This window comes from Pantoea jilinensis, from assembly GCF_019104105.1.
Lineage (GTDB): Bacteria > Pseudomonadota > Gammaproteobacteria > Enterobacterales > Enterobacteriaceae > Pantoea > Pantoea eucalypti.
The window spans coordinates 2542730-2569384 of sequence record NZ_CP077746.1; the positions used below are offsets into that span (position 1 = coordinate 2542730).

Here is a 26655-nt window from a genome sequence, read left to right on the forward strand (position 1 = left end):
TTCAGCGCAGGTGGGGTGTAGACTATAATCAGTAACAGGATAAGGGGTGAATTTATCGCACAGCGGTAGAGGTAGAGGTAGAGGTAGAGGTAGAGGTAGCGACCATGTTGAAATTTCCCAAAGGCAGTATCGTCAAACATAAATCCGGGGAGATCAGAGGCGAAATTATCAATGTCTTTGAGCAGGGAAACGCACCCGCCGGCTACTACGTAAAGTGGGACGACGGCAACCTCAGCTACCATCCTGAGCAGGAACTATCCTGGGCAAATATCGACCGCCCACGCATGCATTACACACAGCAATCCATAAAATAAAATGCCCGCTTAACCCCGTCGCTGCATAGCGACGGCGGTTTTTTATGTTGCCTCGCCAGACTCCGTCTATTCTCTCTCTATCCGCTGCATTACCGCTGACGCCAGGTAATGGCTGACCAATCCCTGGATTCAGCGCGGCGCGGCAGGAAAATTGTGCCGCAAAGGTGATCCCCCTGACATAATATGGAATGATTACGTCCTGGAAAAATGGAGCAACCCCGAGATCCCATGCCCGAACAGACTCGTTATACCCTGCCCGTTAAATCCGGCGACCACCGTCAGCTTGGCCAGATTATAGGCGCAGCGCACGCGGTGGAGTGTGCCAGCATTACCGAACACCATGCGGGTCCGGTATTGATGATTACCCCCGATACCCAAACCGCCCTGCGTCTGCTGGATGAGATCCGTCAGTTTACCGATCTGCCGGTGACGCACCTCGCTGACTGGGAGACACTCCCCTACGACAGCTTCTCGCCGCATCAGGATATTATCTCCGCGCGCCTGTCGACACTCTACCAGCTGCCGGTGATGCAGCGCGGTATGCTGATCATGCCGGTCAACACCCTGATGCAGCGCGTCTGCCCGCACAGTTTCCTGCATGGCCATGCGCTGGTGATGAAGCAGGGACAAAAACTGTCACGCGACCGGCTGCGCGACCAGCTTGAGCAGGCCGGTTATCGCCATGTCGATCAGGTGATGGAGCACGGTGAATACGCCACGCGCGGCGCCCTGCTCGACCTGTTCCCGATGGGCAGCGATCAGCCTTATCGCATCGACTTTTTCGATGATGAGATTGATAGCCTGCGCCTGTTCGACGTCGACAGTCAGCGTACGCTGGAAGCCGTCCCGGAAATTAACCTGTTGCCGGCCCATGAGTTTCCCAGCGACAAAGCGGCTATTGAGCTGTTTCGCAGCCGCTGGCGCGAAATTTTTGATGTGCGCCGCGAGTCGGAGCATGTCTATCAGCAGGTAAGTAAAGGCACGCTGCCTGCGGGCATTGAATACTGGCAGCCGCTCTTTTTTGAACAGCCATTACCGAGTCTGTTCAGCTATCTGCCTGATAACACCCTGATTGTGAACTGTGGCGATCTGGAAGGCAGCGCCCGCCGCTTCTGGCAGGATGCTGAGGTGCGTTATGAGAATCGCCGCGTTGATCCGATGCGTCCGCTGCTGGAGCCGGTTACCCTGTGGCTGCGTCCCGATGCCCTGATGGGTGAGCTTAAAGCCTGGCCGCGCATTCAGATGACCAATGAAGTGCTGCCCGACAAAGCGGCGAATACTAACCTCGGTTACACCCCGCTGCCCGACCTTGCCGTTCAGGCGCAGGCGAAAGCGCCGCTCGACCATCTGCGTCAGTTTATTGAAACCTTCAGCGGTGCTGTCGTCTTCTCGGTTGAAAGCGAAGGCCGCCGCGAGACCCTGCAGGAACTGCTGGCCCGGATTAAACTGCGCCCTCAGCCGGTACATCGTTTCGATGAAACTGTCGACGATCGTTTCAGTCTGATGATTGGCGCCAGCGAGCGCGGTTTCATTGATACCCAGGGTAACCGGGCACTGATTTGCGAAAGCGATCTGCTGGGCGAACGCGTCAGCCGTCGCCGTCAGGATACCCGTCGCACTATCAATCCGGACATTCTGATCCGTAACCTGGCGGAGCTGAGCCCCGGCCAGCCGGTGGTGCATCTGGAGCACGGTGTGGGGCGCTATATCGGCCTGACGACGCTGGAAGCGGGTGGTATTCAGGCGGAATACCTGATGCTCTCCTACGCCAATGACGCCAAACTCTATGTGCCGGTTTCGTCCCTGCACCTGATCAGTCGCTACGCGGGTGGCGCGGACGATAACGCCCCACTGCATAAACTGGGCAGCGATGCCTGGTCACGCGCCCGGCAGAAAGCGGCTGAGAAAGTGCGTGATGTGGCGGCGGAACTGCTGGATATCTATGCCCAGCGCGCCGCCAAATCCGGCTTTGCCTTTAAGCATAATCGTGAACAGTATCAGCTGTTCTGCGAAAGCTTCCCCTTTGAAACCACACCGGACCAGGCGCAGGCAATCAATGCGGTGCTGAGTGATATGTGCCAGCCTCTGGCGATGGACCGCCTGGTGTGCGGCGACGTCGGCTTTGGTAAAACCGAAGTGGCGATGCGCGCGGCGTTTCTGGCGATTGAGAACCATAAACAGGTGGCCGTGCTGGTGCCGACCACCCTGCTGGCACAGCAGCACTACGATAACTTCCGCGATCGCTTCGCCAACTGGCCGGTCCGCATTGAGATGCTCTCCCGTTTCCGTACCGCCAAAGAGCAGGCACAGGTGCTGGAACAGGCCAGTGACGGCAAGATCGACATTTTAATCGGCACCCATAAGCTGCTGATGAGCGATCTCAAATGGCACGATCTCGGCCTGCTGATTGTTGATGAAGAGCACCGCTTCGGAGTGCGTCACAAAGAGCGCATCAAGGCGATGCGTGCCGATGTGGACATTCTGACCCTGACCGCCACGCCGATCCCGCGTACGCTGAATATGGCCATGAGCGGCATGCGCGATCTCTCGATTATCGCCACACCGCCTGCCCGCCGTTTAGCGGTAAAAACCTTTGTGCGTGAATTTGACGATCTGGTGATCCGTGAAGCGATCCTGCGTGAAGTTCTGCGTGGCGGACAGGTCTACTATCTTTACAACGACGTTGAAAATATTGAGAAAGCGGCGCAGCGTCTCAGCGAACTGGTGCCGGAAGCGCGTGTGGCGATTGGTCATGGCCAGATGCGTGAGCGCGATCTGGAACGGGTGATGAACGATTTCCATCATCAGCGTTTTAACGTGCTGGTCTGTACCACCATTATCGAAACCGGTATCGACATTCCGACTGCCAATACCATCATCATTGAGCGGGCCGATCACTTTGGTCTGGCACAGCTGCATCAGCTGCGTGGTCGCGTTGGCCGTTCGCATCATCAGGCTTATGCCTGGCTGTTAACGCCGCATCCAAAATCGATGACCGCCGATGCACATAAGCGACTGGAAGCGATCGCCTCTCTGGAAGATCTGGGAGCCGGTTTTGCGCTGGCTACGCACGACCTGGAGATTCGCGGTGCCGGCGAGCTACTGGGTGATGAGCAGAGCGGACAGATGGAGACGCTGGGCTTCACACTCTATATGGAACTGCTGGAGAATGCGGTCGACGCGCTAAAAGCGGGTCGCGAGCCGTCACTGGAAGATCTCACCAGTAATCAGACAGAGGTAGAGCTGCGGATGCCAGCCCTGCTGCCAGAGACGTTTATCCCGGATGTCAGCACCCGTCTTTCGCTCTATAAGCGCATCGCCAGCGCAGAGGTTGAAGAGGAATTACAGGAGCTGAAAGTGGAGATGATCGACCGATTTGGCCTGCTGCCCGATCCAGCCCGAAATCTGCTGGACGTGGCGATTATCCGTCTGAAGGCCCGTGCTGTCGGTCTGCGTAAGATCGAAGCCAGCGACAAAGGCGGTTATTTCGATTTTGCGCCGAAGAACAATGTGGATCCAGCATGGCTGATCGGCCTGTTGCAGAAAGAGCCACAGCAGTGGAAGCTGGATGGCCCGACACGCCTGCGGTTTACCCGCGAGCTGTCGGAAAGGAAAATACGGATGGAGTGGGTGCAGGGCTTTGTTTCACAACTGGCTGAGCATCAGGCGTAACACCTCTGCCCGCGCACTACTGAGCTAATCGGTAAAGCGCGGGAAATGGCGATAAAAAAAGGCGCATCATACGATGCGCCTTTTTCATTATTTCACTATTACGTCGTGCTGTGTGGCCGCGAGTGCAGCAAAGCTTTGCCCAATTACGCCTGATCGCCGTTGAGAACCAGCTGACCATTGCGATCCAGAGGAATACGCGTGCCGGGGTCATTTTCCATGCGGATTTTACCCTGCTGATCGCCTATTTTATAGGTCACGTCATATCCCAGTTTTTTCTCTTGTTTATCATAAACTGTTTTGCAGCGCTGTTCGGTTGTGGTGTAGGTATCCCGATCCTGCAGTCCACCCTGGACCTGATTACCGGCATAACCGCCCGCTACCGCACCCGCTACTGTCGCTACATCCCTGCCGCGACCGCCACCAAACTGGTGACCCAGCACCCCACCTGCCACTGCACCTAATACAGAGCCAGCAAGACGGTTTTCATCCTGTACGGCCCGACGGTGGGTCAGTGTGACGTTCCGGCACTCCTGACGTGGCTGTTTGATGCTCTCTTTGATTGGTGTTGCAGAGAGTACCTGAGCGTATTGAGGACCGCGATCAAACACATTCATGCCTGCTACGGCTGCAACACCCAGCGCTGCTGCTACACCAATACCGATACCCGCTAACATTGATTTATTCACAGGAAGTTCCTCCTGAAAAGTGTTACCGCGCAATCCTGCTGTTAAAGCATCCTCGTTAACTGAGGTATAACCGGCGTGCGCGACGCGCCGTGTTTGTTGAGATGAAGTTTTACAGATGGACCGAAAATGCAACATCAGATAAATGGAGGAAATTGGTCACTTTGCTATCAGGGCCAGTTTTTAGGAGAGTTCTGATGAGATGTAAGCCAGAAGTAATCGACGCCAGAATTTACTTTAATCACTTCAAATTCAATACATTAAGAGATGACCAATATTGGCGCTACGCCCTGATCATATTGACACGTGAACCCTGTCAGATTCGATACAGTGAGCCGATTCGCAGGAACAATAAGCGGCTGTAAACCAGTCAGACTGGTGATATCCCATTCACGCTGACGCCTCAGGGTTCGCGCGGCATAGCTGACTGAACGGGGCTCCAGCGCGACGAATAAACCGTTGCACGGCTGTCCGCCAGCCGCGACTCCCGGCCAGTCTGGCGCAAAAAAAAAGCCCCCTCAATATCGAGGAGGCTTAGCCTTGACCAGACTGATTACGCTTGCTTAGTGCAGCTTAAGCCGGGGACGGATCACCCGGTTAATGCTGCCCACCAGCATCATCAGGCCAGTTTTAAAGTAGCCGTGCAGCGCGACCTGGTGCATACGGTAGAGTGAGATGTAGACAAAGCGTGCAATACGCCCTTCCACCATCATCGAGCCACGCATCAGGTTACCCATCAGGCTGCCGACCGTACTGAAGCGGGAAAGCGACACCAGCGAGCCATGGTCTTTATAGACATAGGCTTTCAGCGGTTTACCGTGACGCTGCGCCAGGATGTTTTCCATCGCGCGTGAGGCCATCTGGTGCGCCGACTGGGCACGTGGCGGAACAAAACCGCCGCCTGGCAGGGCGCAGGAGGCACAGTCGCCAATGGCGTAAATGTCATCGTCCAGCGTGGTCTGCAAGGTCTCTTTCACCACCAGCTGGTTGATACGGTTGGTTTCCAGTCCGCCAATCTCTTTCAGGAAGTCAGGCGCTTTGATCCCTGCTGCCCAGACCATCAGGTCGGCTTCGATAAACTCGCCGCCTTTGGTATTCAGGCCATTACGCTCAGCGCTGGTGACCATGGTCTGCGTCAGAACGCGCACGCCCAGTTTGGTCAGCTCCTGGTGCGCAGCAGCAGAGATGCGCGGTGGGAGTGCAGGCAGAATACGTTCGCCCGCCTCCACCAGCGTCACGTTCAGCGCTTCGCGTCCGAGGCCTTTGAAGCCGTAGCTGTGCAGCTGTTTCACCGCGTTGTGCAGCTCCGCTGACAGCTCAACGCCTGTTGCGCCGCCGCCCACGATAGCGATGTTCACTTTCTCGACCTTGCCTTCGCTGGCAGAGAATTTCAGGAACAGGTTGAGCATTTCGTTGTGGAAACGACGCGCCTGATGTGGATTGTCCAGGAAGATGCAGTGATCTTTGACACCCGGCGTTCCGAAATCATTGGAGGTGCTGCCCAGCGCCATGACCAGCTGGTCGTAGGCCACTTCACGCTGTGGCACCAGCACTTCGCCCTGTGCGTTCAGCACTTCGGCCAGGCGGATCACTTTGCGGCTGCGATCAATATCGGTGAGCGAACCCAACTGGAACTCAAAACCGTGGTTGCGGGCATGGGCCAGATAGCTCAGTGCGTCAATGCCTTCATCCATCGAACCCGTGGCCACTTCGTGCAGCAGCGGCTTCCACAAATGGCTATGGTTACGATCAACCAGGATAATCTCGGCTTTCTTTTTACGACCCAGTTTATGGCCCAATTGCGTCGCCATTTCCAGGCCGCCCGCTCCCCCGCCGACAATAACAATTCTCTTAACAGACGTAGTCAACAAAGACCCCCTCAAATTGTGAACCAAAAGTTAACCAAAGGTTAAATTAAACCTTAAGAAACATAGGGTTGGCGAAGTTAAAATCGCAATCTGCGGCCAGAATAGCATGGCGGGAAGAGGAGAACATAAGAATATTGATATACATCAAAGCGGAGAAATAAAACTCAGATAATTACGTAACGAAAACAGGCACCTTGCGGTGCCTGACAGGTTTAACCTGATGTTTTAAAAGATTTTATCCGCTGAAGGTGTGGGGATATGTTTTTGAATTTGTGCCCTTCTGTCTCATCCCAGACGATGTCATAAAACGGATGCAGCTGGTCGGCGATGCGCTGGCTGTCCAGCGCCTCATCATGACGGGAGAGGAAGGTCAGACAGCGGTCACGATTGCGCTCGCGAAAATCGCTGACGCATTTGGTGGCGATGTCCTGATACTCCTCGGGACGGTCAATCTTCCCTTCCATATTCTCCTGCGGAAAGAGGTTGGGATTGAAGATCGCCTGGCGGATGCCGCACAAAAACCCGATGCGCTCTGACCAGAAGCCGCCCAGCCCGACACCGCAAATCAGAGGGCGGTCATCGTCGGACAGCGTCAGCATCTTATCGGTCTCTTTCAGCAGAAACTGCATATCATGTTTAGGATGGCGGGTGCTGTAACTGATCAACCTGACGTCAGGATCGATAAATTGCAGTTGCAGCACCTTTTCGTGATTGCCCGGACTGTTGGAATCAAAACCGTGCAGATAAATGATCATAATAATCCTCAGGGTTGAGATAGCGCCGGGCAGTCACTGCTTACCACGACGCCTTGTGAGCCAGCCAGCGTTCCTGAAGCGCACTCAGTTGCTGGGCATTGGATTTCCAGCGATGCGTAGCCTGCAGCTCACCGCGGGTAAACCTGCCCTGATGATACAGCTGCGTCACGCGCTCTGACCCGACCGGGATCAGGTTATCCAGCACACTGATGGCTCCCTGGCGCTGATTGCAGACCAGAATCATGTCGCAACCGGCAGAAAGGGACTGCTGCGCCCGCTCAGAATAGCTTCCCATCACGGCGGCGCCCTCCATCGACAAATCGTCGGAGAAAATCACGCCATTAAAGCCCAGTTGCTCGCGCAACACGGTTTTCAGCCAGTATGGCGAGCCGCTGGCGGGCAGCGGATCAACGTCGGTGTAGATGACGTGAGCAGGCATGATGGCATCCAGCGCCTGCTCGGTGATCAGCTTGCTGAAGATCGCCATGTCATGCTCACGCAGCGTTTTTTCGTCGCGCGGATCCCGTGGCGTCTCTTTATGCGAATCGGCGCTGACCGCACCATGCCCTGGGAAATGTTTACCTGTGGTCTTCATGCCCGCCTCGTGCATCCCCGCAATAAAGCGGCGGGCAACAGCAAGAGCAATGGCCGGATCGGCGTGGAAAGAGCGGTCGCCGATGGCAGCGCTGATATGACCAATGTCGAGCACCGGCGCAAAGCTGATATCGATATCCATCGCGATCATTTCGGCCGCCATCTGCCAGCCCGCCTGCTGCGCCATCTCACCTGCGGTGTCTGCATCGTGAAGCGCGGCGAAGGATTGCATCGCGGGCAGTTGAGTAAAGCCGTCACGGAAACGCTGAACGCGACCGCCCTCCTGGTCCACCGCAACCACCAGCCGGGAGTGAGAGGCCGCGCGGATCTGCCGCACCAGCTCTGCCAGCTGAGCCGGGTCGTGATAATTTCGGGCAAATAAAATTAAGCCGCCGACCAGCGGGTGCTTCAGGATGTCGCGCTCTTCGCCATCCAGTTCATAGCCCTCAACGTCAAGCATCAGCGGGCCGGGTAAATGTGTTCTCATAACCTGAATCCTGTGGCGTTATGCAGCTGCATAACGCGATTAAATCTGTTCCCAGCTCTGTCGGGCCAGCTGGTGTAATGTTTCGTTTTCACTCTGACTGGCACGCAGCTGATACCAGCTGGCCATCAGCAAGCGCAGCCAGGGTTGCCAGCGTCTGACCTGCTGCACCAGCGCGGGAAGCGGCAGCTGCATCGCCGCTGCATACTCTGCCAGCCATTCGGCATCGTGCTGCGGATCGCTGGCACAGACGGCCGCCAGTTCCAGCGCCACGTCGCCATCGGCGGCATACTCCCAGTCAATCAGACGCAGGCCTTCGGGACCTTGTATGACATTACCGGCATGCAGATCCATGTGCAGCGGTGCCAGCCTCAGCGGCCGGGGCTCACCCTGCTGCGTCAGGCGCCTGAGCGCTCGCAGCCAGCGATGATGCCGCTGAGGTGTAAGCTGCCAGTAATCCCACAGTAGCGATAACATCGACAGTTGATAGCCGGTCAGCGGCTGCTGGTGCAGTTGCTTCAGAAGGGCCACGATCTGCGGACGTTGCTCGCCGAAGCGTTGTGCATCCAGCGCCTCGCCCGCGCACCAGGTCAGGATAATTCCCTGACGATGTGACTCTACGGGCTGCGGCGCCAGCCCCGTGGTTCTCAACTTTCGTAACAGTCGGAATTCTCGCTGCCGGTCCACAAAGGGAATAGCCGGTTGCGGTGTCGCCCGAACGATAAAGGTGCCGGACGGGCTGACAATCTTCTGGCTGTGTCCGGTCAGACCGGCCAGCGGCATAATCAATGCTTTGTCTGGTTCGCCCGTGACCTGTTCAATGATCCGCTGGAATGCCGGATTAATTCTGAGCAATGCCGTTGCCGGACCAGATGATCTCGCCGGTCTGAACCAGCATCAGCTGCATCTGCAGGGTCGGTGTTTTAACATCGCCACGCGCGTTACTGTAGAGCACATACTGTGCGTTGAGGTTACGCGCCAGGCCAATGGCTTTACTGCGCGAGTTCAGGCTGTCATCCGGCGATAATCCCAGCGTCTGCTTGGCCTGTGCCAGTTGATCTGCAGAGACGAGGGTGAATTTACCGTTATTATTCAGCGCATTCTGGATTGCTGCCGTGGCTTTGTCGCTTTGCAGCGAGCCATTGGTGCTGTTTTTGATCCGATCGACCAGCAGCACGCTGCCAGGCTCGGCGCTGGCGGCCTGTAACATCTGCGCCACCAGCGGCTGAACGGTGGCATCCCAGTTGATAGTCACCAGTTTTGGCGGCTGCGGCACAGGCTGCGGTTGCGGTACCGGTTCAGGTTGCGGAACGGGCTGGGTTGGCTCAGCAGGCTGGGTCGGTTCAACCGGTGCAGGCTGCTGCTGTTGTTTCACAACACAGCCGGTCAGAATGAGCGCCATCAGAAGCGTTCCGGTACGATTAAAACTGCGTATCACGATGAAAATCCTTAAAGATAGAGATAAAGACGAACCTTACTGGCAGTCAGGTTACCCATTTGCGAGGCGGCGACTATGCTGCCCTGCGCCGGAACGGTGACTGTCTGCGCCGGTTCCTGCGGGGTGATTTCCAGCCCTTTGTCGTCATACCAGTAATAACGGTAGTGCACAACGACCGGTGTTTCGCGCTGATTATAGAGCACGCTGGTGGCACGTTTGAGTCCATCGTTCTCATCCAGCGTCGGCTCATCGGTAATAATCCCTGCCGACAGCACAGAGGACTCCATCACCAGTGACTGTGACGTATTGATCATCGGTTTATCACTGCTGCAAGCCGTCAGGCAGAGCAGGATCGGCAGGCCAGTCAGCCAGGATCGCATAGCACGTTTCCGTTATCAGTTAGAGAGCATCGGACCCAGCGGTTCGCCGCCCAGCAGATGCATATGAATGTGATAAACCTCCTGACCACCATGTTGATTGCAGTTCACAATCAGACGATAACCATTTTGGTCGATACCTTCCTGGCGGGCGATTTTCGCCGCGGTGGTAAACATGCGTCCCAGCGCGTGCTCGTGCGCGGCTTCCACCTCGTTGACCGTGGGGATCAGCACATTCGGCACGATTAAAATATGCGTCGGTGCTTTAGGCGAAATATCACGGAAGGCCGTGACCAGCTCGTCCTGGTAAACCACATCAGCGGGGATTTCGCGGCGGATAATTTTACTAAAAATGGTTTCTTCAGCCATGGTGCAATTCCTTTAGCCTGAGTCGTAATCAATCAGTATGCGGGAGAAATTTGTTTTCTTTCAACCTCAGTACCACTTTTCTTGCATTGTTCGCGTGCCTTTGCAGCAGCCCCTCACTCCCCTGCCTGAAACCCCAGTATGAATACCCATAAAGCAGCCGCCATCACATAAAAATGAAACGCTGTTTTATAAATTAGAATTATGCCCCCCTTTTCTTTGCCTGATTGCCACTTCAACGCTTTTGGTTGCCAGATTGCGAAGGTTTAACCGCCGCGTCAGCTCTACTTTGCTAATCAGTCCGGGGGAGATGTCTGGCGTCACCCGGTCAAATTGCCCCATAACATTAAGGAGCCTCACACATGCGCTCACGTAAAATTGGTCCTGGCCACTATCTGGCCTATGGATCTGGCGATTTTCTCGGAGCAGGCACAACGGCGCTGACTGCCGCCTGGTTACTCTATTTTTACACGACCTTTTGTGGATTAACCCCCATTCAGGCCACGCTGATTTTCGCCGCCGCTCGCGTGCTGGACGCCGTGGTCAGCCCGCTGATGGGCTTCCTTACCGACAACTTCGGTTCAACCTGGCTGGGCAAACGTTTTGGCCGCCGGAAATTCTTTATCCTGCTCGGCATACCCTGTGTCTTCAGTTATAGCCTGATGTGGGTTAGCGACATGAGTTTCTGGTGGTATCTCTGCACTTACCTGCTGTTTGATATCGTCTACACCATGATTCTGGTGCCTTATGAAACGCTGGTGCCGGAAATGACCGACGACTTTAAACAGAAGACCCGCTTTTCCGGGGCGCGAATTGGTCTGGCACAATTATCAGCGATACTGGCCGCATTCTTACCCGGTATTTTGCTGAGCATGCTGGGCAAAGAAAATCCCCTCTCCTTTTTCTATGCCAGCCTGGTGTTCTCAGTAATTTGCGCGCTGGTACTGACGCTGGTGTGGTGCTTTACCTGGGAACGTCACCCCGATGACTTTTCTGCCGAATCACGCCGTGCGGAGCAGGAAAAGCAGCAGCTGACGCTGATGCAGAGTCTTAAACGGCTCTATGTCGAACTGGCCTCAACCTTACGTATCCGTATCTTCCGGCAACACCTTGGCATGTATCTCGGCGGCTATATTGCTCAGGATGTGTTTAACGCCGTCTTTACATGGTACGTGGTGTTTGTGCTGATGCAGAGTGCACAGGTTGCCTCCAGCCTGATGGGCACAATGGCAGTCTTGCAGTTTATTGCTGTGATGGTGATGATCCCGCTCTGTATCCGTATGGGACCGGCCCCTGCCTATCGTCTGGTCGCCATACTCTTTGGCCTCGCCGCGCTCTCCTATGCCGGTCTTTGGTATACCGGAATGAACGACAACATGTCTCTGCTGCTGGTGATCTCTGCCGTCGCAGGCCTGGGGCGTGGCGGCATCAACTATGTGCCGTGGAACACCTACACCTATATCGCCGATGTGGATGAGGTGATCACCGGTCAGCGCCGTGAAGGGATATTTGCCGGCATCATGACCCTGACGCGTAAAGCGTCCCAGGCGGGTGCCGTCATGCTGGTGGGCATCGTGCTGCAGCTCTCCGGCTTTGTATCTGGCCAGGCCACGCAGGCGCCGGGCGTCAGCCACACTATTCTGGCGATTCTCAGCATCGGCACGGTGGCCGTGCTGACCTGCGGCTTTATTGTCTCACTGCGTTTTAAACTGAATTTGCAGACGCACACCGTGCTGCGCCAGGAGACGCTGAAGATGCGCGAGGCAGGCCGTATCGTGCCGGAAAGTCTCACCCCGGAAGCACGGAGCATTGTCGAAACGCTGGCAGGCATGCCTTACGAGAATCTGTGGGGTAATAACAACATTGGCTTCCTTAATCGCAACAAGCCCGCGCCGCAAAAACTTACCGCACATCCCGTATTAACCCCTTCTTTAAACACCACCTTAAAACGACAGGAATAGACCATGACTGTATTTCCCGTTAAACACAGCAACTTATTGTGCCAGCCTGAGTATCTGCTGCCACGCAGCGAACTGGTTCAGCTGATTCAGAAACTGACTCAGAATCTGGTCAATATCACGGATGAAACAGGCGAATTTTTATTACGGCTGGACGATGGCCGGGTGATTGATACTAAAGGCTGGGCGGGTTGGGAATGGACACACGGCATCGGCCTGTACGGCATGCTGCACTACTATCAGCAGACCGGTGACGCGCAGACGCTGGCCATCATTGACAGATGGTTTACGCAGCGTCTGGCGGAAGGCACGCCGACCAAAAACGTGAATACCGTGTGCCCCTTTCTGACGCTGGCTTATCGTTATGAAGAGACCAGAAACCTGGCCTGGGTGCCGGTGCTGGAGCGCTGGGCAGAATGGGTCATGTATGAAATGCCGCGTACTGAACAGGGCGGCTTGCAGCATATTGTCTATAACAATGAGAACACCCAGCAGCTCTGGGACGATACGCTGATGATGAGCGTAATGGCGCTGGCTAAAATTGGTCAGTTGCTGAAGCGCGATGAGTGGGTTGAAGAAGCGAGCTATCAGTTTCTGCTGCATACCCAGTATCTGATGGATCGCGAAACCGGCTTATGGTTTCACGGCTGGAACTTTGATGGCCGCCATAACTTCGCCAATGCGCGCTGGGCGCGCGGCAACAGCTGGGTGACGATTGTCATTCCCGACTTCCTGGAGATGATGAACTGGCCTGAACATCACGCGACCCGTCGCTTTCTGCAGCAGGTGCTGGAGAGCCAGGTCAACGCGTTGAAGGCCTGTCAGCACAGCAGCGGATTGTGGCACACCCTGCTCGATGATCCGCACAGCTATCCGGAAGCGTCTGCCACCGCCGGGTTTGCCTATGGCATCCTGAAAGCGGTGCGCAAGCGTTATCTGCCCGCTGCGTATCGAGAGGTGGCAGAAAAAGCGCTGCACGGAGTAATTGCCAATATTGATGAAGATGGCGAGCTGAAGCAGGTCTCTTTTGGTACTGCAATGGGCAGTGACCTGGACTACTACCGCACGGTTCCCCTGACCTCCATGCCGTACGGTCAGGCGATGGCCCTGCTCTGTCTGACTGAGTATCTGCGTGTTTACCTCTGAGTCCTGGCCAAAAAAAAGCCCCGCTTAGCGGGGCTTTTTCATCTCTTAATGATTACATGCTGCGGATGTAATCATCCATATCGGTTTTCAGGTTATCGGATTTGGTTCCGAAAATTGCCTGTACACCGGAACCCGCAACCACCACGCCACGAGCGCCGAGGTTTTTCAGCTCAGACTGATCCACTTTCGCTACATCAGCAACGCTGACACGTAAACGGGTGATACAGGCATCCAGGTTGGTGATGTTCTCTTTACCACCAAACGCAGCTACCAGTTTGCCCGCCATCTCCGTTCCGGTCGCGGTAGACTGCTCGCTGCTGCTGCTCTCTTCACGGCCAGGCGTTTTCAGATCCAGTTTCGCAATCAGGACGCGGAATACGGTGTAGTAAACCAGGCCGTAGATGATGCCGATAATCGGGAACAACCAGATTTTGCTGCTGTTGCCGCTCAGCACGATGAAGTCGATCAGACCGTGTGAGAAGCTGGTGCCATCACGCATTCCGAGCAGGATACAGATTGGGAAGGCCAGACCTGCCAGCAGCGCATGGATCACATACAGAATCGGCGCCACGAACATGAATGAGAATTCAATCGGTTCGGTGATACCGGTCAGGAATGAGGTCAGCGCAGCAGAGATCATGATGCCGCCAACTTTGGCACGGTTTTCAGGTTTCGCTGAATGCCAGATAGCAATCGCGGCTGCTGGCAGACCGTACATTTTGAACAGGAAGCCACCTGAGAGTTTACCTGCGGTCGGGTCACCTGCCATGTAACGTGGGATGTCGCCGTGGAATACCTGACCTGCCGCATTGGTATATTCACCAATCTGCATCTGGAAAGGTACGTTCCAGATGTGATGCAGACCAAATGGCACCAGCGCGCGCTCAACAACGCCGTAGATACCAAAGGCAACAACCGGGTTCTGATAGGCCGCCCACTGTGAGAACTCCTGAATCGCAGCACCGACGGGTGGCCAGATAAAGGAGAGCAGCACACCCAGCACAATCGCCGCCAGGCCAGAGATAATCGGCACAAAGCGTTTACCGGCAAAGAAGCCCAGATATTCTGGCAGCTTGATGCGGTAGAAGCGGTTGAACATGTAAGCGGCGATGGAACCGGCGATGATACCGCCCAGCACCCCGGTATCGGCGAGGTGTTTCGCCTCGATCTCTGCCGCTGGCAGATGCAGCACCAGCGGTGCAACGACCGCCATGGTTTTCACCATGATGCCATACGCGACAACGGCGGCCAGTGCCGAAACGCCGTCGTTGTTAGTAAAGCCCAGCGCCACGCCGATAGCAAAAATCAGTGGCATGTTGGCGAACACCGATCCACCCGCTTCTGCCATTACATGGGAAACCACTGCTGGTAACCAGCTGAAATTGGCTGAACCGACCCCTAACAAAATACCGGCAATCGGCAGAACCGATACCGGCAGCATCAGCGATTTACCGACCTTTTGAAGGTTGGCAAAAGCATTTTTGAACATAGCGTGAAGCTCCTGAGTATGAGTGCATATTTGCGCAGAGCGCGTGGCAAAGAGGGAGGGTTCTTTGCCGGGCTGGCGGTGACCGCCTTTTGATTTATTACGAAGGGTAAAATAAATCCCGAATTGTTACTTTGACGGCTATCACGTTTCAACAAACAGAGCCGCGCACTTTACGAAATTTCTGACTGATCCGCACGAGTAATCGACGATAAAAAGCTGACCCTGGCTGAATAGACAGGGTCATATAAGCAGGTTGCAGATTAATTACAGAGAGTGAAATAAAAGACGGTTAGCCGCCCAGCTTACTCATGGGGATATGAAACAGCGTTGAAAAGTTTTGAGTGGTGGCAGCGGCCAGCGTTTCCATATCCACGCCTTTTAATACGGCCAGATATTCGGCAACATCGCGCGTATAAGCGGGCTGATTCTCTTTACCGCGATACGGCACGGGTGCCAGATAAGGTGAATCCGTTTCCACCAGCATCCTGTCCAGCGGCACATAACGCGCAGCTTCGCGTAACTGTTCAGCATTGCGGAAGGTGACAATACCGGAAAATGAGATGTAAAAGCCCATATCCAGCAGCTTTGCGGCGGTGGGCTGATCCTCGGTGAAGCAATGCAGCACGCCGCCACAACGCTCGACCTGCTCTTCACGCAAAATCGCCAGCGTATCTTCGCGTGCATCCCGGGTATGAACAATAATCGGTTTATTCAGCGCGATGCCGGTACGGATATGTTCCCGGAATGAGCGCTGCTGCTGATCTTTGGTCTCTGGCTGATAGTGATAATCCAGCCCGGTTTCACCCAGTGCCACGACCTGAGGATCGGCAGAGAGCCGGCGAAACTCCTCAACGTCATAGGCCTCTTCCTGATTCAGCGGATGCACGCCGCAGGAGAGGGCAATGTTTTTTCGATCGCCAACCAGACTTTTCAGGGTGTGAAAACCCGGCAGCGTGGTGGCAATAGCCAGCATAAATTTCACGTCACGCGCTGCTGCTTTAGCGATCACATCATCAAGGTCACGGTGGTTCTTTTCATAATCCAGGCCATCAAGATGGCAATGGGAATCAACAATAAACATAATTACTCTCAGGTAGGTTTAGCCGACCAGCGCGGGCTTCTGTAGGTCCGCCCAGCTCAGGAGCTGATCGGTCAGCAATAATTCGCGATTGACTGACGCCACATGCAGTAACTGCTCACGACAGCGCATCCATGCCTGGGTGCTGCTGTTGAGCGCACTGGCGGAAAAGTAACCGGCCAGGAGCTGCACCACATCCTGTCGATCAATATTACTCAGCCATTGTCCCGCATTTTGCTGCCATTTCATGGCATCCAGCAATAACGAGAGCAGCCAGCCGATACGTGCGGCCGCGTCGTCCGCGTTCAGTGCAGGCAGCAGTTGCAGGATGTCCTGCTGTAACGCAGCGGGCAGCGCGTCACAAAGCTTCTGACGGGCTTGCCACGGTCCGGTTTCCAGCAGGCTCAGTGCCGCTCCGGGTGCGCCCGCGCCCAGGCGCAACGCTGCCAGCAGCATCTGTTCATCGTGGGAGGATTGCTTCTTCAGCCAGAGCAGACTTTGTCCTTCGTCCGGCGGTGTCAGATGAAGCGTCATGCAGCGGCTGCGCAGCGTGGCCAAAAGGCGTGAGGGGTCACGGCTGCTGAGGAAGAACCAGCTGTTGGCAGGCGGCTCTTCAAGGGTTTTCAGCAGTGCGTTAGCTGCGGCTTCCGAAAGCTGCGCAGCATCTGGCAGCCAGACCACTTTCGCGCCGCCCTGCTGACCAAAGTGATACATCTTTTCCGTCACCTGACGCACCGCATCAATGCCCAGGGTACTTTTGCCCTTCTCTGCCTCAAGTCGATACCAGTCAGGATGGGTGTTGGCCTGCATCAGCTGACAACCGTGGCACTCTCCGCAACTTTTCAGGCCATCCCGCTGCTGGCACATCAGCCAGCGGCTCATTCCCCAGACCAGTGCCTCATCGCCCATGCCCGCCATCGCCTGGATCATCAGCGCATGGTGCGCGCGATTTTCCTGGTGCTGACTGATCACCTGACGGTAAGGCTGATTCAGCCACGGATACCAGTTCATCACGCCTGCTCCGCCAGCCAGCTATCCAGCGTCGCTTTAAGTGACGCGGTCACTTCTTCCAGCGACTGAGTGGCATCAATGGTAAGAATGGTGGGATCGTCTGCTGCCAGCGTCAGATAGCGCGCGCGGGTGCGCTCAAAGAAGCGCAATGACTCCTGCTCAATACGATCCAGCTCGCCACGTGCACGGGCACGCTGGAGACCAATATCAGGTGTCACATCCAGATAGAGCGTCAGGTCGGGACGGAAATCGCCTAAGACAGCATCACGCAGCGTCTGCATCAGTTCACTGTCGAGTCCCCGACCGCCGCCCTGGTAAGCCTGAGAAGAGAGATCGTGTCGATCGCCAATCACCCAGGCACCGCGAGCCAGCGCAGGTTTGATGACGGTCTCCACCAGCTGAACGCGCGCTGCATAGAGCATCAGCAGCTCTGCTTTATCCGTAACCTGCTCACCCTCAATCCCCTGCTTGACCAGTGTCCGCAGCTGTTCTGCCAGCGGCGTGCCGCCCGGTTCACGGGTAAAGACCAGATCGTTGATGCCCCGGGCGCGCAGCGTGGCAACAATAGCATCACGCGCAGTGGTCTTTCCGGCGCCTTCCAGGCCTTCAATGACGATAAACTTACTGTTCATTTTTTTCCTTCAGTGTCTGCCGGTAAATCTGCACCGCTTTGTTATGGCTGGCAAGGTTGGTGGTGAACGTATGTCCACCCTTCCCGTCTGCAACGAAGTAGAGATAGTTCGTTTTTTCAGGATGCGCTGCTGCCTGCAGCGATGCTTTGCCCGGCATGGCAATCGGGCCAGGCGGCAGCCCGTTAATCGTGTAAGTATTGTACGCGCTGGCGGTTTCAAGATCTTTGCGGGTCAGCGTGCCGTTATAACTGTCACCCATGCCATAGATGACGGTGGGATCGGTCTGCAACCGCATTCCCGTGCGCAGGCGATTAATAAACACCGAGGCGACACGTGCGCGCTCTTCGCTGACACCGGTCTCTTTCTCAATGATGGAGGCCATCGTCACCATATCCTGTGGCGTTTTATAGGGCAGATTGTCCGCCCGTCCCTGCCACACCGCATCAATGGTCTTTTTCATCCGATCATGCGCCCGCTGCAACAGCGCCATATCGGTGGTGTTCGCCGTGTAGAGATAGGTATCCGGGAAGAAGTTGCCTTCCAATTGTTCAGGCTCCACCTTGAGTGCGCTGGCCAGGGTGGCGAACTGATCGTCTTTCAGGGTGTGCCGGATGTAGGGCGCTTTACGCAGTTCACTCAGCCACTCTTTGAGCCGCTGACCTTCGACGAACCGCACCGGGAATTGCGCCTCTTTGCCGCTGGCCAGCAGCTGTAACAGCGAGCGTACGGTCATGGTTGGCTCAAGGCGATAAGTGCCCGCCTTAAAGGTCGCCAGTTCCGGCTCCAGACGCAGCAGCGCACCAAACCAGATACTGTGGGGAATAATTTTCTGCTCTTCCAGCTGCGCTTCAAGCGCAACCCGCCCCGTGCCGGCAGGCAGCGTATAAATCGTTTCCTGTTTCAGCGTCAATGGGGTGGCAGCAAACTGCTTAACCTGCCAGTAACTCAGCACCGCTGCGAGAACGACGATTGCCAGCAGGCTGACGAGAATCTTTTTACTTCGAATCATGATGCATCCATTATTTGTTCACAGCTTGCCAGCAGCTGCTTAAACAGCGAGCGCTCAGTAAACTGCACCGCTTCTATCTGTCGGACCGGCAGAACCGGCATCAGCGCGTTACATATCACCACTTCATCGGCGGCCAGCAGTTGCGCCGGTTCGCTTTTCACTATCTGGCAAGCCTGACCTGCGGCAGCAAGTTGCGCCATAAGACTCCGCCGCATAATGCCATCGACACCCGATGCCGAGAGATCGGGCGTGAAAATCTGCGTGCCCTGACGCCAGAATAAATTGGCCGCACAGCATTCCACCACCCAACCTTCAGTGTCAAGCACCAGCGCCTCGTCGGCGTCTGTCTGGTCAAGATGAGCCCGGATCATCACCTGCTCCACGCGGTTCAGGTGCTTGATACCGGCAAATTGCGGGTTTCGCGCCAGACGAATCGGACTAAGCCGGAGTCGGGCACCACGCTGCTGTATATCGGTGTAGTGTTGTGGCCAGGCGGCCAGAGAGACGATTCGCACAGGTTCGCCACAGCCGCGACGGCTGTAACCCCGCCCGCCGCTGCCCGCGCTGATAATCACTTTCAGCACCGCCTGGGTTTGTTCATAAGCGGCCTGCTTCATCTCGGTCTCAAGCTGATGCCAGTCGACGCCAGCGATCCATAACCGCTCACAGCAATCTTTAAGGCGCTGAATATGGCTTTCCAGCATCACAATTTTACCCTGACGCACGGCGGCGGTAGTAAAACAGCCATCGCCGAACTGCAGTGCGCGGTCGCTGGCGGCCACTGTCGATTGTCTGAACCCGTTAATCCACATCGTTCTCTCCTGAGCGTGACCTCTGATTTCACCGCATTTTGCAGGATAAAAAAAGGCCCGCATCGCGGGCCTTTTTAGCAATCAGCAACGATTACACTTTACGGAAAATCAATGAACCGTTGGTTCCGCCGAATCCGAAAGAGTTACACAGCGTGTATTCCAGACCAGAAACCTGACGCGCGGTGTGAGGTACGAAGTCAAGATCGCAGCCCTCATCCGGATTGTCGAGATTGATAGTCGGAGGAACAGCCTGGTCGCGCAGTGCCAGAATCGAGTAAATCGCTTCAACAGCGCCTGCGGCACCCAGCAAGTGCCCGGTCATTGATTTGGTTGAGCTGACCATCACACTGCTGGCCGCTGCCCCGAAGACCGATTTCACCGCCTGCGCTTCCGCTTTATCACCCGCTGGCGTGGACGTACCGTGCGCGTTGACATAGCCAATCTGCTCTGGCGTCATTTGGGCATCGCGCAGCGCATTGATCATGGCCGCCGCGGCACCTGAACCATCTTCTGGTGGTGAAGTCATGTGGTAGGCATCGCTGCTCATACCAAAACCTACGATTTCAGCGTAGATTTTTGCGCCACGCTTCTTCGCATGCTCGTACTCTTCGAGTACCACAATGCCGGCACCGTCACCCAGCACAAAACCGTCGCGATCTTTATCCCACGGGCGGCTGGCCGCTTGCGGGTTTTCGTTTCGGGTTGAGAGGGCACGTGCTGCACCAAAACCACCCACGCCTAATGGCGTACTGGCTTTCTCTGCGCCACCCGCCAGCATCACGTCAGCATCGTTATAAGCGATGATACGTGCAGCATGACCGATGTTGTGCACACCAGAGGTACAGGCTGTCGCGATAGAGATGCTTGGACCTTTCAGGCCATACATGATGCTGAGATGCCCCGCCACCATGTTAACGATGGTTGAAGGCACAAAGAATGGGCTGATTTTGCGCGGACCGCCGTTGACCAGTGAAGTATGATTCTCTTCAATCAGACCTAAACCACCGATGCCGGAGCCAATTGCCGCGCCAACACGGCCTGCATTTTCGTCGGTGACAACCAGACCACTGTCCTGCATGGCCTGCATACCGGCTACAATGCCGTACTGGATGAAGGCATCCATCTTGCGCTGATCTTTGCGCGAGATGTAGTCATCACAATTAAAACCTCTTACCAGACCTGCAAAACGCGTTGCATAAGCACTGGTATCAAAATGGTCGATCAGGGTAATGCCGCTCTGACCGGCAAGGAGAGCACTCCAGGTAGACTCTACGGTATTGCCGACAGGAGACAACATGCCAAGACCAGTCACAACTACACGACGCTTAGACACGTTCGTCCTCCAGGGAGGGGAAATAGGGAACTATGTGGGACAAACAAAAAAATCAGGCGGTCGAGCGACCGCCTGAAGATATTCATTAGCCTTTATGGCTATTGATATAGTCGATCGCTGCCTGAACGGTAGTGATTTTCTCAGCTTCTTCGTCTGGAATCTCAGTATCAAACTCTTCTTCCAGAGCCATCACCAGCTCAACGGTATCAAGAGAATCGGCACCCAGGTCTTCTACGAAAGATGCAGAGTTGGTGACTTCTTCCTCTTTCACACCCAGCTGCTCACTGATGATTTTCTTAACGCGTTGTTCGATATCGCTCATACTATTTAATTTCCTATCAAAACTCGCTTTCGCGATGGTTTTCGTAGTGTATAAAATGGTGAAAAAGATGCAACAAAATCCCGGCTGGTCGAACCACGATTTTGCGTTATTTTGCGGTTTTAACCGCAAATAAAGCAAATGATTTCGTGATTTATCAGACCATGTACATTCCGCCATTGACGTGCAGCGTTTCACCTGTGATGTAGGCTGCTTCGTCAGAGGCTAAAAATGCGACAGCATTGGCGATTTCCTGTGCATCGCCTAAGCGACCCGCAGGGACTTCCGCCAAAATACCGGAACGTTGATCTTCGTTCAGTGCCCGCGTCATGTCAGTCTCAATAAAGCCTGGAGCCACGACGTTGACGGTAATGCCACGTGACGCGATTTCGCGCGCCAGTGATTTGCTAAAACCAATCAAACCCGCTTTAGCTGCCGCGTAGTTTGCCTGGCCCGCATTACCCATGGTTCCAACAACGGAACCAATGGTGATGATACGGCCCACGCGCTTTTTCATCATGGCACGCAGGACCGCCTTAGAAAGGCGGAATACCGATGTGAGGTTAGTATCTAAGATATCCTCCCACTCATCGTCCTTCATGCGCATGAGGAGATTATCACGCGTAATGCCTGCATTATTGACTAAAATATCCACTTCGCCAAATTCCGCGCGAATATTCTCTAAAACGCTGCTGATGGAGTCAGCATCTGTCACATTCAGTAACAGGCCTTTACCCTTGTCGCCAAGGTAAGCACTGATGGCGTCGGCGCCATTCTGGCTGGTTGCAGTACCCACAACTTTAGCACCACGTGCCGCCAGGGTTTCTGCAATCGCACGACCAATGCCGCGACTCGCGCCGGTAACCAGCGCAACTTTACCTTCAAAGCTCATGATTTTCCTCTTATTCCTTACCGAGTGCAGCTGTCAGGGATGCTGTATCGTTAACGGCAGCCGCTGTCAGACTATCGACAATACGTTTCGTCAGACCGGTCAGGACTTTACCTGGACCCATCTCCAGGAGTTGCGTAACGCCCTGTTCTGCCATCGCTTCCACACTCTCAGTCCAGCGAACCGGGCTGTAAAGCTGACGAACCAGCGCATGCCGGATTGCCGCAGCATCGGTTTCTGCTTTCACATCGACGTTATTAATCACTGGCACCGCAGGCGCAGCAAACGTAATGTTTTCCAGCGCGACCGCCAGTTTATCCGCTGCGGGCTTCATCAGTGCGCAGTGGGAAGGCACGCTGACGGGCAGTGGCAGGGCACGTTTAGCGCCCGCGGCTTTACAGGCAGCACCTGCACGCTCAACGGCTTCTTTGTTACCCGCAATGACCACCTGGCCCGGCGAATTGAAGTTAACCGGTGAAACCACCTGTCCCTGCGCGCTCTCCTCGCAGGCTTTGCGAATAGCTGCGTCATCCAGGCCAATAATCGCCTGCATCGCGCCAGTGCCTTCTGGCACGGCTTCCTGCATCAGTTTGCCGCGCAGCTCAACCAGCTTCACGGCATCAGCAAAGCTGAGCACACCGGCGCAAACCAGCGCAGAGTATTCACCCAGGCTGTGACCGGCCATCAGGACTGGCTGTTGACCGCCCTGCTGCTGCCAGACACGATAGATAGCCACCGAGGCGGCAAGCAATGCAGGCTGAGTCTGCCAGGTTTTATTCAGCTCTTCAGCCGGACCCTGACTCACTAACTGCCACAGATCATATCCCAGCGCGTCCGAGGCTTCACGAAAGGTCTCTTCAACCAGCGGATAGGTCGCGGCTAATTCAGTCAGCATGCCCACGGTCTGTGAACCCTGACCTGGAAAAACAAATGCAATTTGCGTCATCTTTCGTTCCTGTCAATCAAAAGCGAACCAGCGCAGAACCCCAGGTGAATCCACCACCAAAGGCTTCCAGCAAAATAAGGTGTCCGGGTTTGATGCGGCCATCACGAACCGCTTCATCCAGTGCACTTGGCACCGATGCGGCAGAGGTATTGCCGTGACGATCCAGTGTAACGACTACTTTATCCATGGTCATACCGAGTTTTTTCGCGGTGGCGCTGATGATGCGCAGATTAGCCTGATGCGGCACCAGCCAGTCCAGCATTTCGCGATCGAGATTATTGGCCTGAAGCGTTTCGTCAACGATGTGAGCCAGCTCGGTAACCGCGACTTTGAAGACTTCGTTGCCTGCCATTGTGACATAAGCAGGCTGATCCTGATGAGCGCGATCCTGATAAGGCAGCGTCAGCAACTGGGCATAGCGACCATCAGCATGAAGATGAGTTGAGATAATCCCCTGCTCTTCGCTCTGACCCAGCACGACCGCACCAGCGCCATCACCGAACAGGATGATGGTACCGCGATCTTCAGGATCCAGCGCGCGCGCCAGAACATCAGCACCAATCACCAGAGCGTGTTTAACCGCGCCATTTTTAATGTATTGATCGGCCACGCTCAGCGCATAGGTAAAACCTGCACAGGCGGCAGCAAGGTCAAATGCCGCACAGTCTTTGATCTCCAGCATTTGCTGGATCATGCAGGCGGAGCTTGGGAAGGCGTGGCTGGAAGAGGTTGTGGCGACAATAATCAGCCCAATCTCGTTCGCGTCAACGCCGGCCATTTCAAGGGCGCGTTGCGCCGCACTGAATCCCATGGTGGCGACGGTTTCGTCAGGCGCAGCAATGCGGCGCTCACGGATGCCCGTACGGGTCACAATCCACTCGTCCGACGTCTCCACCATTTTTTCCAGATCGGCATTGGTGCGAACCTGGCTGGGCAGATAACTGCCCGTACCGATAATTTTGGTATACATCTAGGCTTTGTCACTCCTGGCTAATACAGCATCAAGGCGCGCAGCAATTCGCTCGGGAATTTGCTGCCTCACCGCCTGCTCTGCCTGTTCTATCGCCACGGCGAAAGCGTGTTGATTTGCTGCGCCGTGACTCTTGATCACTGTTCCGCGCAATCCTAACAGACAAGCGCCATTGTACTGGTCAGGGTTGAGTTGCCCGAAGCGCTTCGCCAGGCGTTTCTGGATTAAGCGTCCCAGCAACGTCAGCCACCATGACCGTTTTTTACCTTCCCCTGATGACTTCAGCAGAGAAAGAAACATTCTTACCACGCCTTCCATTGTCTTCAGCGTGACGTTTCCGACAAAACCGTCACAGACCATCACATCCGTTTTACCGGTAAGCAGGTCATTGCCTTCGAGGTAACCAATATAGTTGATTTGCGGTGATTCTCGCAGTACTACTGCGGCATCGCGAATAGTTTCCAGCCCTTTAGTCTCTTCATGACCAATATTGAGCAACGCGACACGGGGCCGTGAAATACCAAGCACATGCTCAGCCATTACCGACCCCATCACAGCAAACTGCACCAGCATGGCACTGTCTGAGTCAACATTCGCGCCCAAATCCAGTACCACCGTTTTACCCTGCTGCTGGTGCGGTAAAACGGACATCAGCGCCGGGCGTTTGATACCGTCCAGCGGTTTTAATAAGAGTGTTGATAGCCCCATCAGTGCACCGGTATTACCGGCGCTGATACAGGCCTGTGCACGTCCCTCTTTGACCATCTCCAGCGCGACACGCATTGAACTGCCGCGACTGTTCCGGATGGCCTGAGCAGGCCGCGCATCACTTGCAATAACCGATTCGGCAGGGATAACCTGCAAACGCCCCGTCAGGGAGGAATCCGCTTTGGCAAGCAATGGCATGAGGGTGTCGGGATTGCCGACCAGAAGAAGGAAAAGTTCCGAATGAGAGGCCAGTGCCTGCAATGCTGCAGGCACTGTCACGCAGGGACCGAAGTCCCCGCCCATGGCATCAATCGCCAGGGTCAAACGTGTCAAGGTATCGCCTTGCTAAGCAAGAAACTTACTTAACGATAACCTTGCGACCGCGGTAGTAACCATCCGCAGTGATGTGGTGACGCAGATGAGTTTCGCCAGAAACTTTATCTACTGACAGAGCAGCAGTGGTCAGCGCATCGTGCGAACGACGCATACCACGCTTAGAACGGGTGGGTTTATTCTGTTGTACGGCCATGGACCTTACTCCTATTACTTACGCTTTAAACTGGCTAATACGGCAAATGGATTTGGTTTCTCCGCCTCTGCAGGCAGTTTACCAAAGACCATGTCCGCCTCGGACACTTCACAGTGTTCAGAATCGTGCACCGGAACGACCGGCAGCGCGAGAATCAGTTCATCCTCGACAACCGCCAGCAAATCGATCTCACCAAACTCGTTGACATCGACCGGCTCGTACGCTTCCGGTAATGCTTCGGCCTGCTCTTCAGAAGAGACAGGGCTGAAGCAGTAACTCACTTTTACGTGATGGGGAAAGGTCTGGTTGCAGCGCTGACAACGCAACGTCACCTGTACTTCAGCAGTACCCGTCAGTACCGCCAGACGCTGGTTATCAACCGCAAACGACATGGCACAATCCACATCACTGTCCACACTAACGACCGACTCGGCCACACGCTCCACCTGTACAGATGTGTAGACACCCTGATAATCAAGGCGCTTCTGAGCGGTGCGGACAGGGTCCAGCGTTAGGGGTAATTTTACCTTTTGCATAGGGCGCGCATATTAACTTTGTAATGTCATAGAGTCAAAGAAAAAGGCCGTTAAACAGCATCTTTCAACCACTATTCGCATCCAGTGCGGCGCACAGTTTAAAATGACTGCCACCAATTCGCTATCACTATTGAAAAAAAATGACACCATCGATTCTTTTAGCTTCAACGTCGCCCTTCCGGCAGGCTTTACTGCATAAGCTTGGCTTGCCATTTATGACCGCCGCGCCGGAGGTTGATGAGTCCCCCGTGCCAGGTGAAACCGCCGAAGCGCTGGTAACACGCCTGGCCGTGGCAAAAGCGCAGGCGCTGGCAAAAACCTGGCCCAGCCACTGGATCATCGGCTCGGATCAGGTCTGCGTGCTGGATGGCACGATCACCGGAAAGCCTCACACGGCGGAGAATGCATGCGCGCAACTGCGTGCCGCCAGCGGTAAAGCCATTACCTTCTATACCGGTCTGGCCCTTTTTCATCCGGGCAGTGGCAGACTGCTGCAGTGCTGTGAGCCCTTTGTGGTGCATTTCCGCACCTTAACCGACGCCGAAATCGCTGGATACGTGGAAAAAGAACAGCCGCTGCAGTGTGCCGGCAGTTTTAAAAGTGAAGGGCTGGGAATTTGTCTGTTTGATCGACTGGAGGGCCGCGATCCCAATACGCTGATTGGGCTGCCGCTGATTGCGCTGAATGAGATGTTGCAGCAGGCCGGTATCAATCCTTTAACGGACTGATACCGGAGAGC

The 26655-nt window shown here is 55.1% G+C and carries 27 protein-coding genes; 5 read left to right on the top strand and 22 right to left on the bottom strand.

Annotated elements, in window-relative coordinates; translation table 11 throughout:
* Positions 1 to 104 precede the first annotated feature (104 nt).
* A complete protein-coding gene (locus KTJ90_RS11975; RefSeq protein WP_003849845.1) occupies positions 105 to 314 on the top strand; it encodes a hypothetical protein in 210 nt (69 codons plus the stop codon).
* 228 nt (positions 315 to 542) lie between these two features.
* Positions 543 to 3986 carry a transcription-repair coupling factor gene (gene mfd / locus KTJ90_RS11980; RefSeq protein WP_078804281.1) on the top strand — a complete coding sequence of 1148 codons (3444 nt, stop codon included), beginning with the start codon at positions 543 to 545 and terminating at the stop codon, positions 3984 to 3986.
* Between the two features lie 143 nt (positions 3987 to 4129).
* On the opposite strand, the gene KTJ90_RS11985 is transcribed toward mfd, so the two are convergent.
* The 8 genes from KTJ90_RS11985 to hinT form a co-directional block, all read right to left on the bottom strand.
* Positions 4130 to 4672 carry a glycine zipper 2TM domain-containing protein gene (locus KTJ90_RS11985; protein ID WP_003849847.1) on the bottom strand — a complete coding sequence of 181 codons (543 nt, stop codon included), beginning with the start codon at positions 4670 to 4672 and terminating at the stop codon, positions 4130 to 4132.
* Between the two features lie 560 nt (positions 4673 to 5232).
* Positions 5233 to 6537 (bottom strand): NAD(P)/FAD-dependent oxidoreductase, encoded by a 1305-nt coding sequence (locus tag KTJ90_RS11990; protein WP_003849848.1) that lies wholly within the window; start codon positions 6535 to 6537, stop codon positions 5233 to 5235.
* 212 nt (positions 6538 to 6749) lie between these two features.
* Positions 6750 to 7292 (bottom strand): alpha/beta hydrolase YcfP, encoded by a 543-nt coding sequence (ycfP, locus tag KTJ90_RS11995; RefSeq protein ID WP_003849849.1) that lies wholly within the window; start codon positions 7290 to 7292, stop codon positions 6750 to 6752.
* Positions 7293 to 7332: 40 nt separating this feature from the next.
* A complete protein-coding gene (nagZ, locus tag KTJ90_RS12000) occupies positions 7333 to 8373 on the bottom strand; it encodes a beta-N-acetylhexosaminidase (protein WP_078804280.1) in 1041 nt (346 codons plus the stop codon).
* Between the two features lie 39 nt (positions 8374 to 8412).
* The gene (thiK, locus tag KTJ90_RS12005; protein WP_499026515.1) at positions 8413 to 9195 is read right to left on the bottom strand and encodes a protein kinase family protein; all 783 of its coding nucleotides are present in this window, start codon (positions 9193 to 9195) and stop codon (positions 8413 to 8415) included.
* A gap of 16 nt (positions 9196 to 9211) precedes the next feature.
* Positions 9212 to 9808: a penicillin-binding protein activator LpoB gene (lpoB, locus tag KTJ90_RS12010; RefSeq protein ID WP_003849852.1), complete on the bottom strand. Its 597-nt coding sequence runs from the start codon at positions 9806 to 9808 to the stop codon at positions 9212 to 9214.
* An 11-nt stretch (positions 9809 to 9819) separates the two neighbouring features.
* Positions 9820 to 10188, bottom strand: coding sequence for a YcfL family putative periplasmic lipoprotein (locus tag KTJ90_RS12015; RefSeq protein WP_003849853.1), 369 nt, complete (start codon positions 10186 to 10188; stop codon positions 9820 to 9822).
* Between the two features lie 15 nt (positions 10189 to 10203).
* Positions 10204 to 10554 carry a purine nucleoside phosphoramidase gene (gene hinT, locus KTJ90_RS12020; protein ID WP_003849854.1) on the bottom strand — a complete coding sequence of 117 codons (351 nt, stop codon included), beginning with the start codon at positions 10552 to 10554 and terminating at the stop codon, positions 10204 to 10206.
* 359 nt (positions 10555 to 10913) lie between these two features.
* Between hinT and KTJ90_RS12025 the strand changes: the two genes are divergently transcribed.
* Together KTJ90_RS12025 and bglB are read left to right on the top strand one after the other, a co-directional pair.
* A complete protein-coding gene (locus KTJ90_RS12025; protein WP_008925937.1) occupies positions 10914 to 12512 on the top strand; it encodes an MFS transporter in 1599 nt (532 codons plus the stop codon).
* 3 nt (positions 12513 to 12515) lie between these two features.
* The gene (gene bglB / locus KTJ90_RS12030; protein WP_105099311.1) at positions 12516 to 13655 is read left to right on the top strand and encodes a beta-galactosidase BglB; all 1140 of its coding nucleotides are present in this window, start codon (positions 12516 to 12518) and stop codon (positions 13653 to 13655) included.
* 52 nt (positions 13656 to 13707) lie between these two features.
* On the opposite strand, the gene ptsG is transcribed toward bglB, so the two are convergent.
* The 14 genes from ptsG to yceD all read right to left on the bottom strand — a co-directional run bounded on the left by ptsG (position 13708) and on the right by yceD (position 25916).
* On the bottom strand, positions 13708 to 15144 hold the full coding sequence (gene ptsG / locus KTJ90_RS12035) for a PTS glucose transporter subunit IIBC (protein WP_003849857.1): 1437 nt from the start codon (positions 15142 to 15144) through the stop codon (positions 13708 to 13710).
* Positions 15145 to 15433: 289 nt separating this feature from the next.
* Positions 15434 to 16225, bottom strand: coding sequence for a metal-dependent hydrolase (locus KTJ90_RS12040; RefSeq protein WP_140915877.1), 792 nt, complete (start codon positions 16223 to 16225; stop codon positions 15434 to 15436).
* Between the two features lie 18 nt (positions 16226 to 16243).
* Positions 16244 to 17233, bottom strand: coding sequence for a DNA polymerase III subunit delta' (gene holB, locus KTJ90_RS12045; RefSeq protein ID WP_078804279.1), 990 nt, complete (start codon positions 17231 to 17233; stop codon positions 16244 to 16246).
* The gene (tmk, locus tag KTJ90_RS12050) at positions 17233 to 17865 is read right to left on the bottom strand and encodes a dTMP kinase (RefSeq protein ID WP_003849860.1); all 633 of its coding nucleotides are present in this window, start codon (positions 17863 to 17865) and stop codon (positions 17233 to 17235) included. Before tmk ends, holB begins: the two co-directional genes overlap by 1 nt.
* A complete protein-coding gene (yceG, locus tag KTJ90_RS12055; RefSeq protein ID WP_003849861.1) occupies positions 17855 to 18874 on the bottom strand; it encodes a cell division protein YceG in 1020 nt (339 codons plus the stop codon). Before yceG ends, tmk begins: the two co-directional genes overlap by 11 nt.
* Positions 18871 to 19686, bottom strand: coding sequence for an aminodeoxychorismate lyase (gene pabC, locus KTJ90_RS12060; protein ID WP_003849862.1), 816 nt, complete (start codon positions 19684 to 19686; stop codon positions 18871 to 18873). The genes yceG and pabC overlap by 4 nt, the downstream gene beginning before the upstream one ends.
* 91 nt (positions 19687 to 19777) lie before the next feature.
* Complete coding sequence (gene fabF / locus KTJ90_RS12065) at positions 19778 to 21019, bottom strand: beta-ketoacyl-ACP synthase II (RefSeq protein ID WP_008925932.1); 1242 nt, start codon at positions 21017 to 21019, stop codon at positions 19778 to 19780.
* Positions 21020 to 21104: 85 nt separating this feature from the next.
* Complete coding sequence (gene acpP, locus KTJ90_RS12070; RefSeq protein WP_003849865.1) at positions 21105 to 21341, bottom strand: acyl carrier protein; 237 nt, start codon at positions 21339 to 21341, stop codon at positions 21105 to 21107.
* A gap of 154 nt (positions 21342 to 21495) precedes the next feature.
* Positions 21496 to 22230, bottom strand: coding sequence for a 3-oxoacyl-ACP reductase FabG (gene fabG, locus KTJ90_RS12075; RefSeq protein ID WP_003849866.1), 735 nt, complete (start codon positions 22228 to 22230; stop codon positions 21496 to 21498).
* A 10-nt stretch (positions 22231 to 22240) separates the two neighbouring features.
* Entirely contained in the window at positions 22241 to 23173 is a 933-nt protein-coding gene (gene fabD / locus KTJ90_RS12080; protein WP_003849867.1) for an ACP S-malonyltransferase, read from the bottom strand.
* 16 nt (positions 23174 to 23189) lie between these two features.
* A complete protein-coding gene (locus KTJ90_RS12085) occupies positions 23190 to 24143 on the bottom strand; it encodes a beta-ketoacyl-ACP synthase III (protein ID WP_003849868.1) in 954 nt (317 codons plus the stop codon).
* Positions 24144 to 25184, bottom strand: coding sequence for a phosphate acyltransferase PlsX (gene plsX, locus KTJ90_RS12090; protein ID WP_003849869.1), 1041 nt, complete (start codon positions 25182 to 25184; stop codon positions 24144 to 24146).
* A gap of 25 nt (positions 25185 to 25209) precedes the next feature.
* Positions 25210 to 25380 (bottom strand): 50S ribosomal protein L32, encoded by a 171-nt coding sequence (rpmF, locus tag KTJ90_RS12095; RefSeq protein ID WP_003849870.1) that lies wholly within the window; start codon positions 25378 to 25380, stop codon positions 25210 to 25212.
* Between the two features lie 14 nt (positions 25381 to 25394).
* Positions 25395 to 25916 carry a 23S rRNA accumulation protein YceD gene (gene yceD / locus KTJ90_RS12100; protein WP_008925931.1) on the bottom strand — a complete coding sequence of 174 codons (522 nt, stop codon included), beginning with the start codon at positions 25914 to 25916 and terminating at the stop codon, positions 25395 to 25397.
* A gap of 140 nt (positions 25917 to 26056) precedes the next feature.
* Between yceD and KTJ90_RS12105 the strand changes: the two genes are divergently transcribed.
* Entirely contained in the window at positions 26057 to 26644 is a 588-nt protein-coding gene (locus tag KTJ90_RS12105) for a Maf family protein (RefSeq protein WP_003849872.1), read from the top strand.
* Positions 26645 to 26655 lie beyond the last annotated feature (11 nt).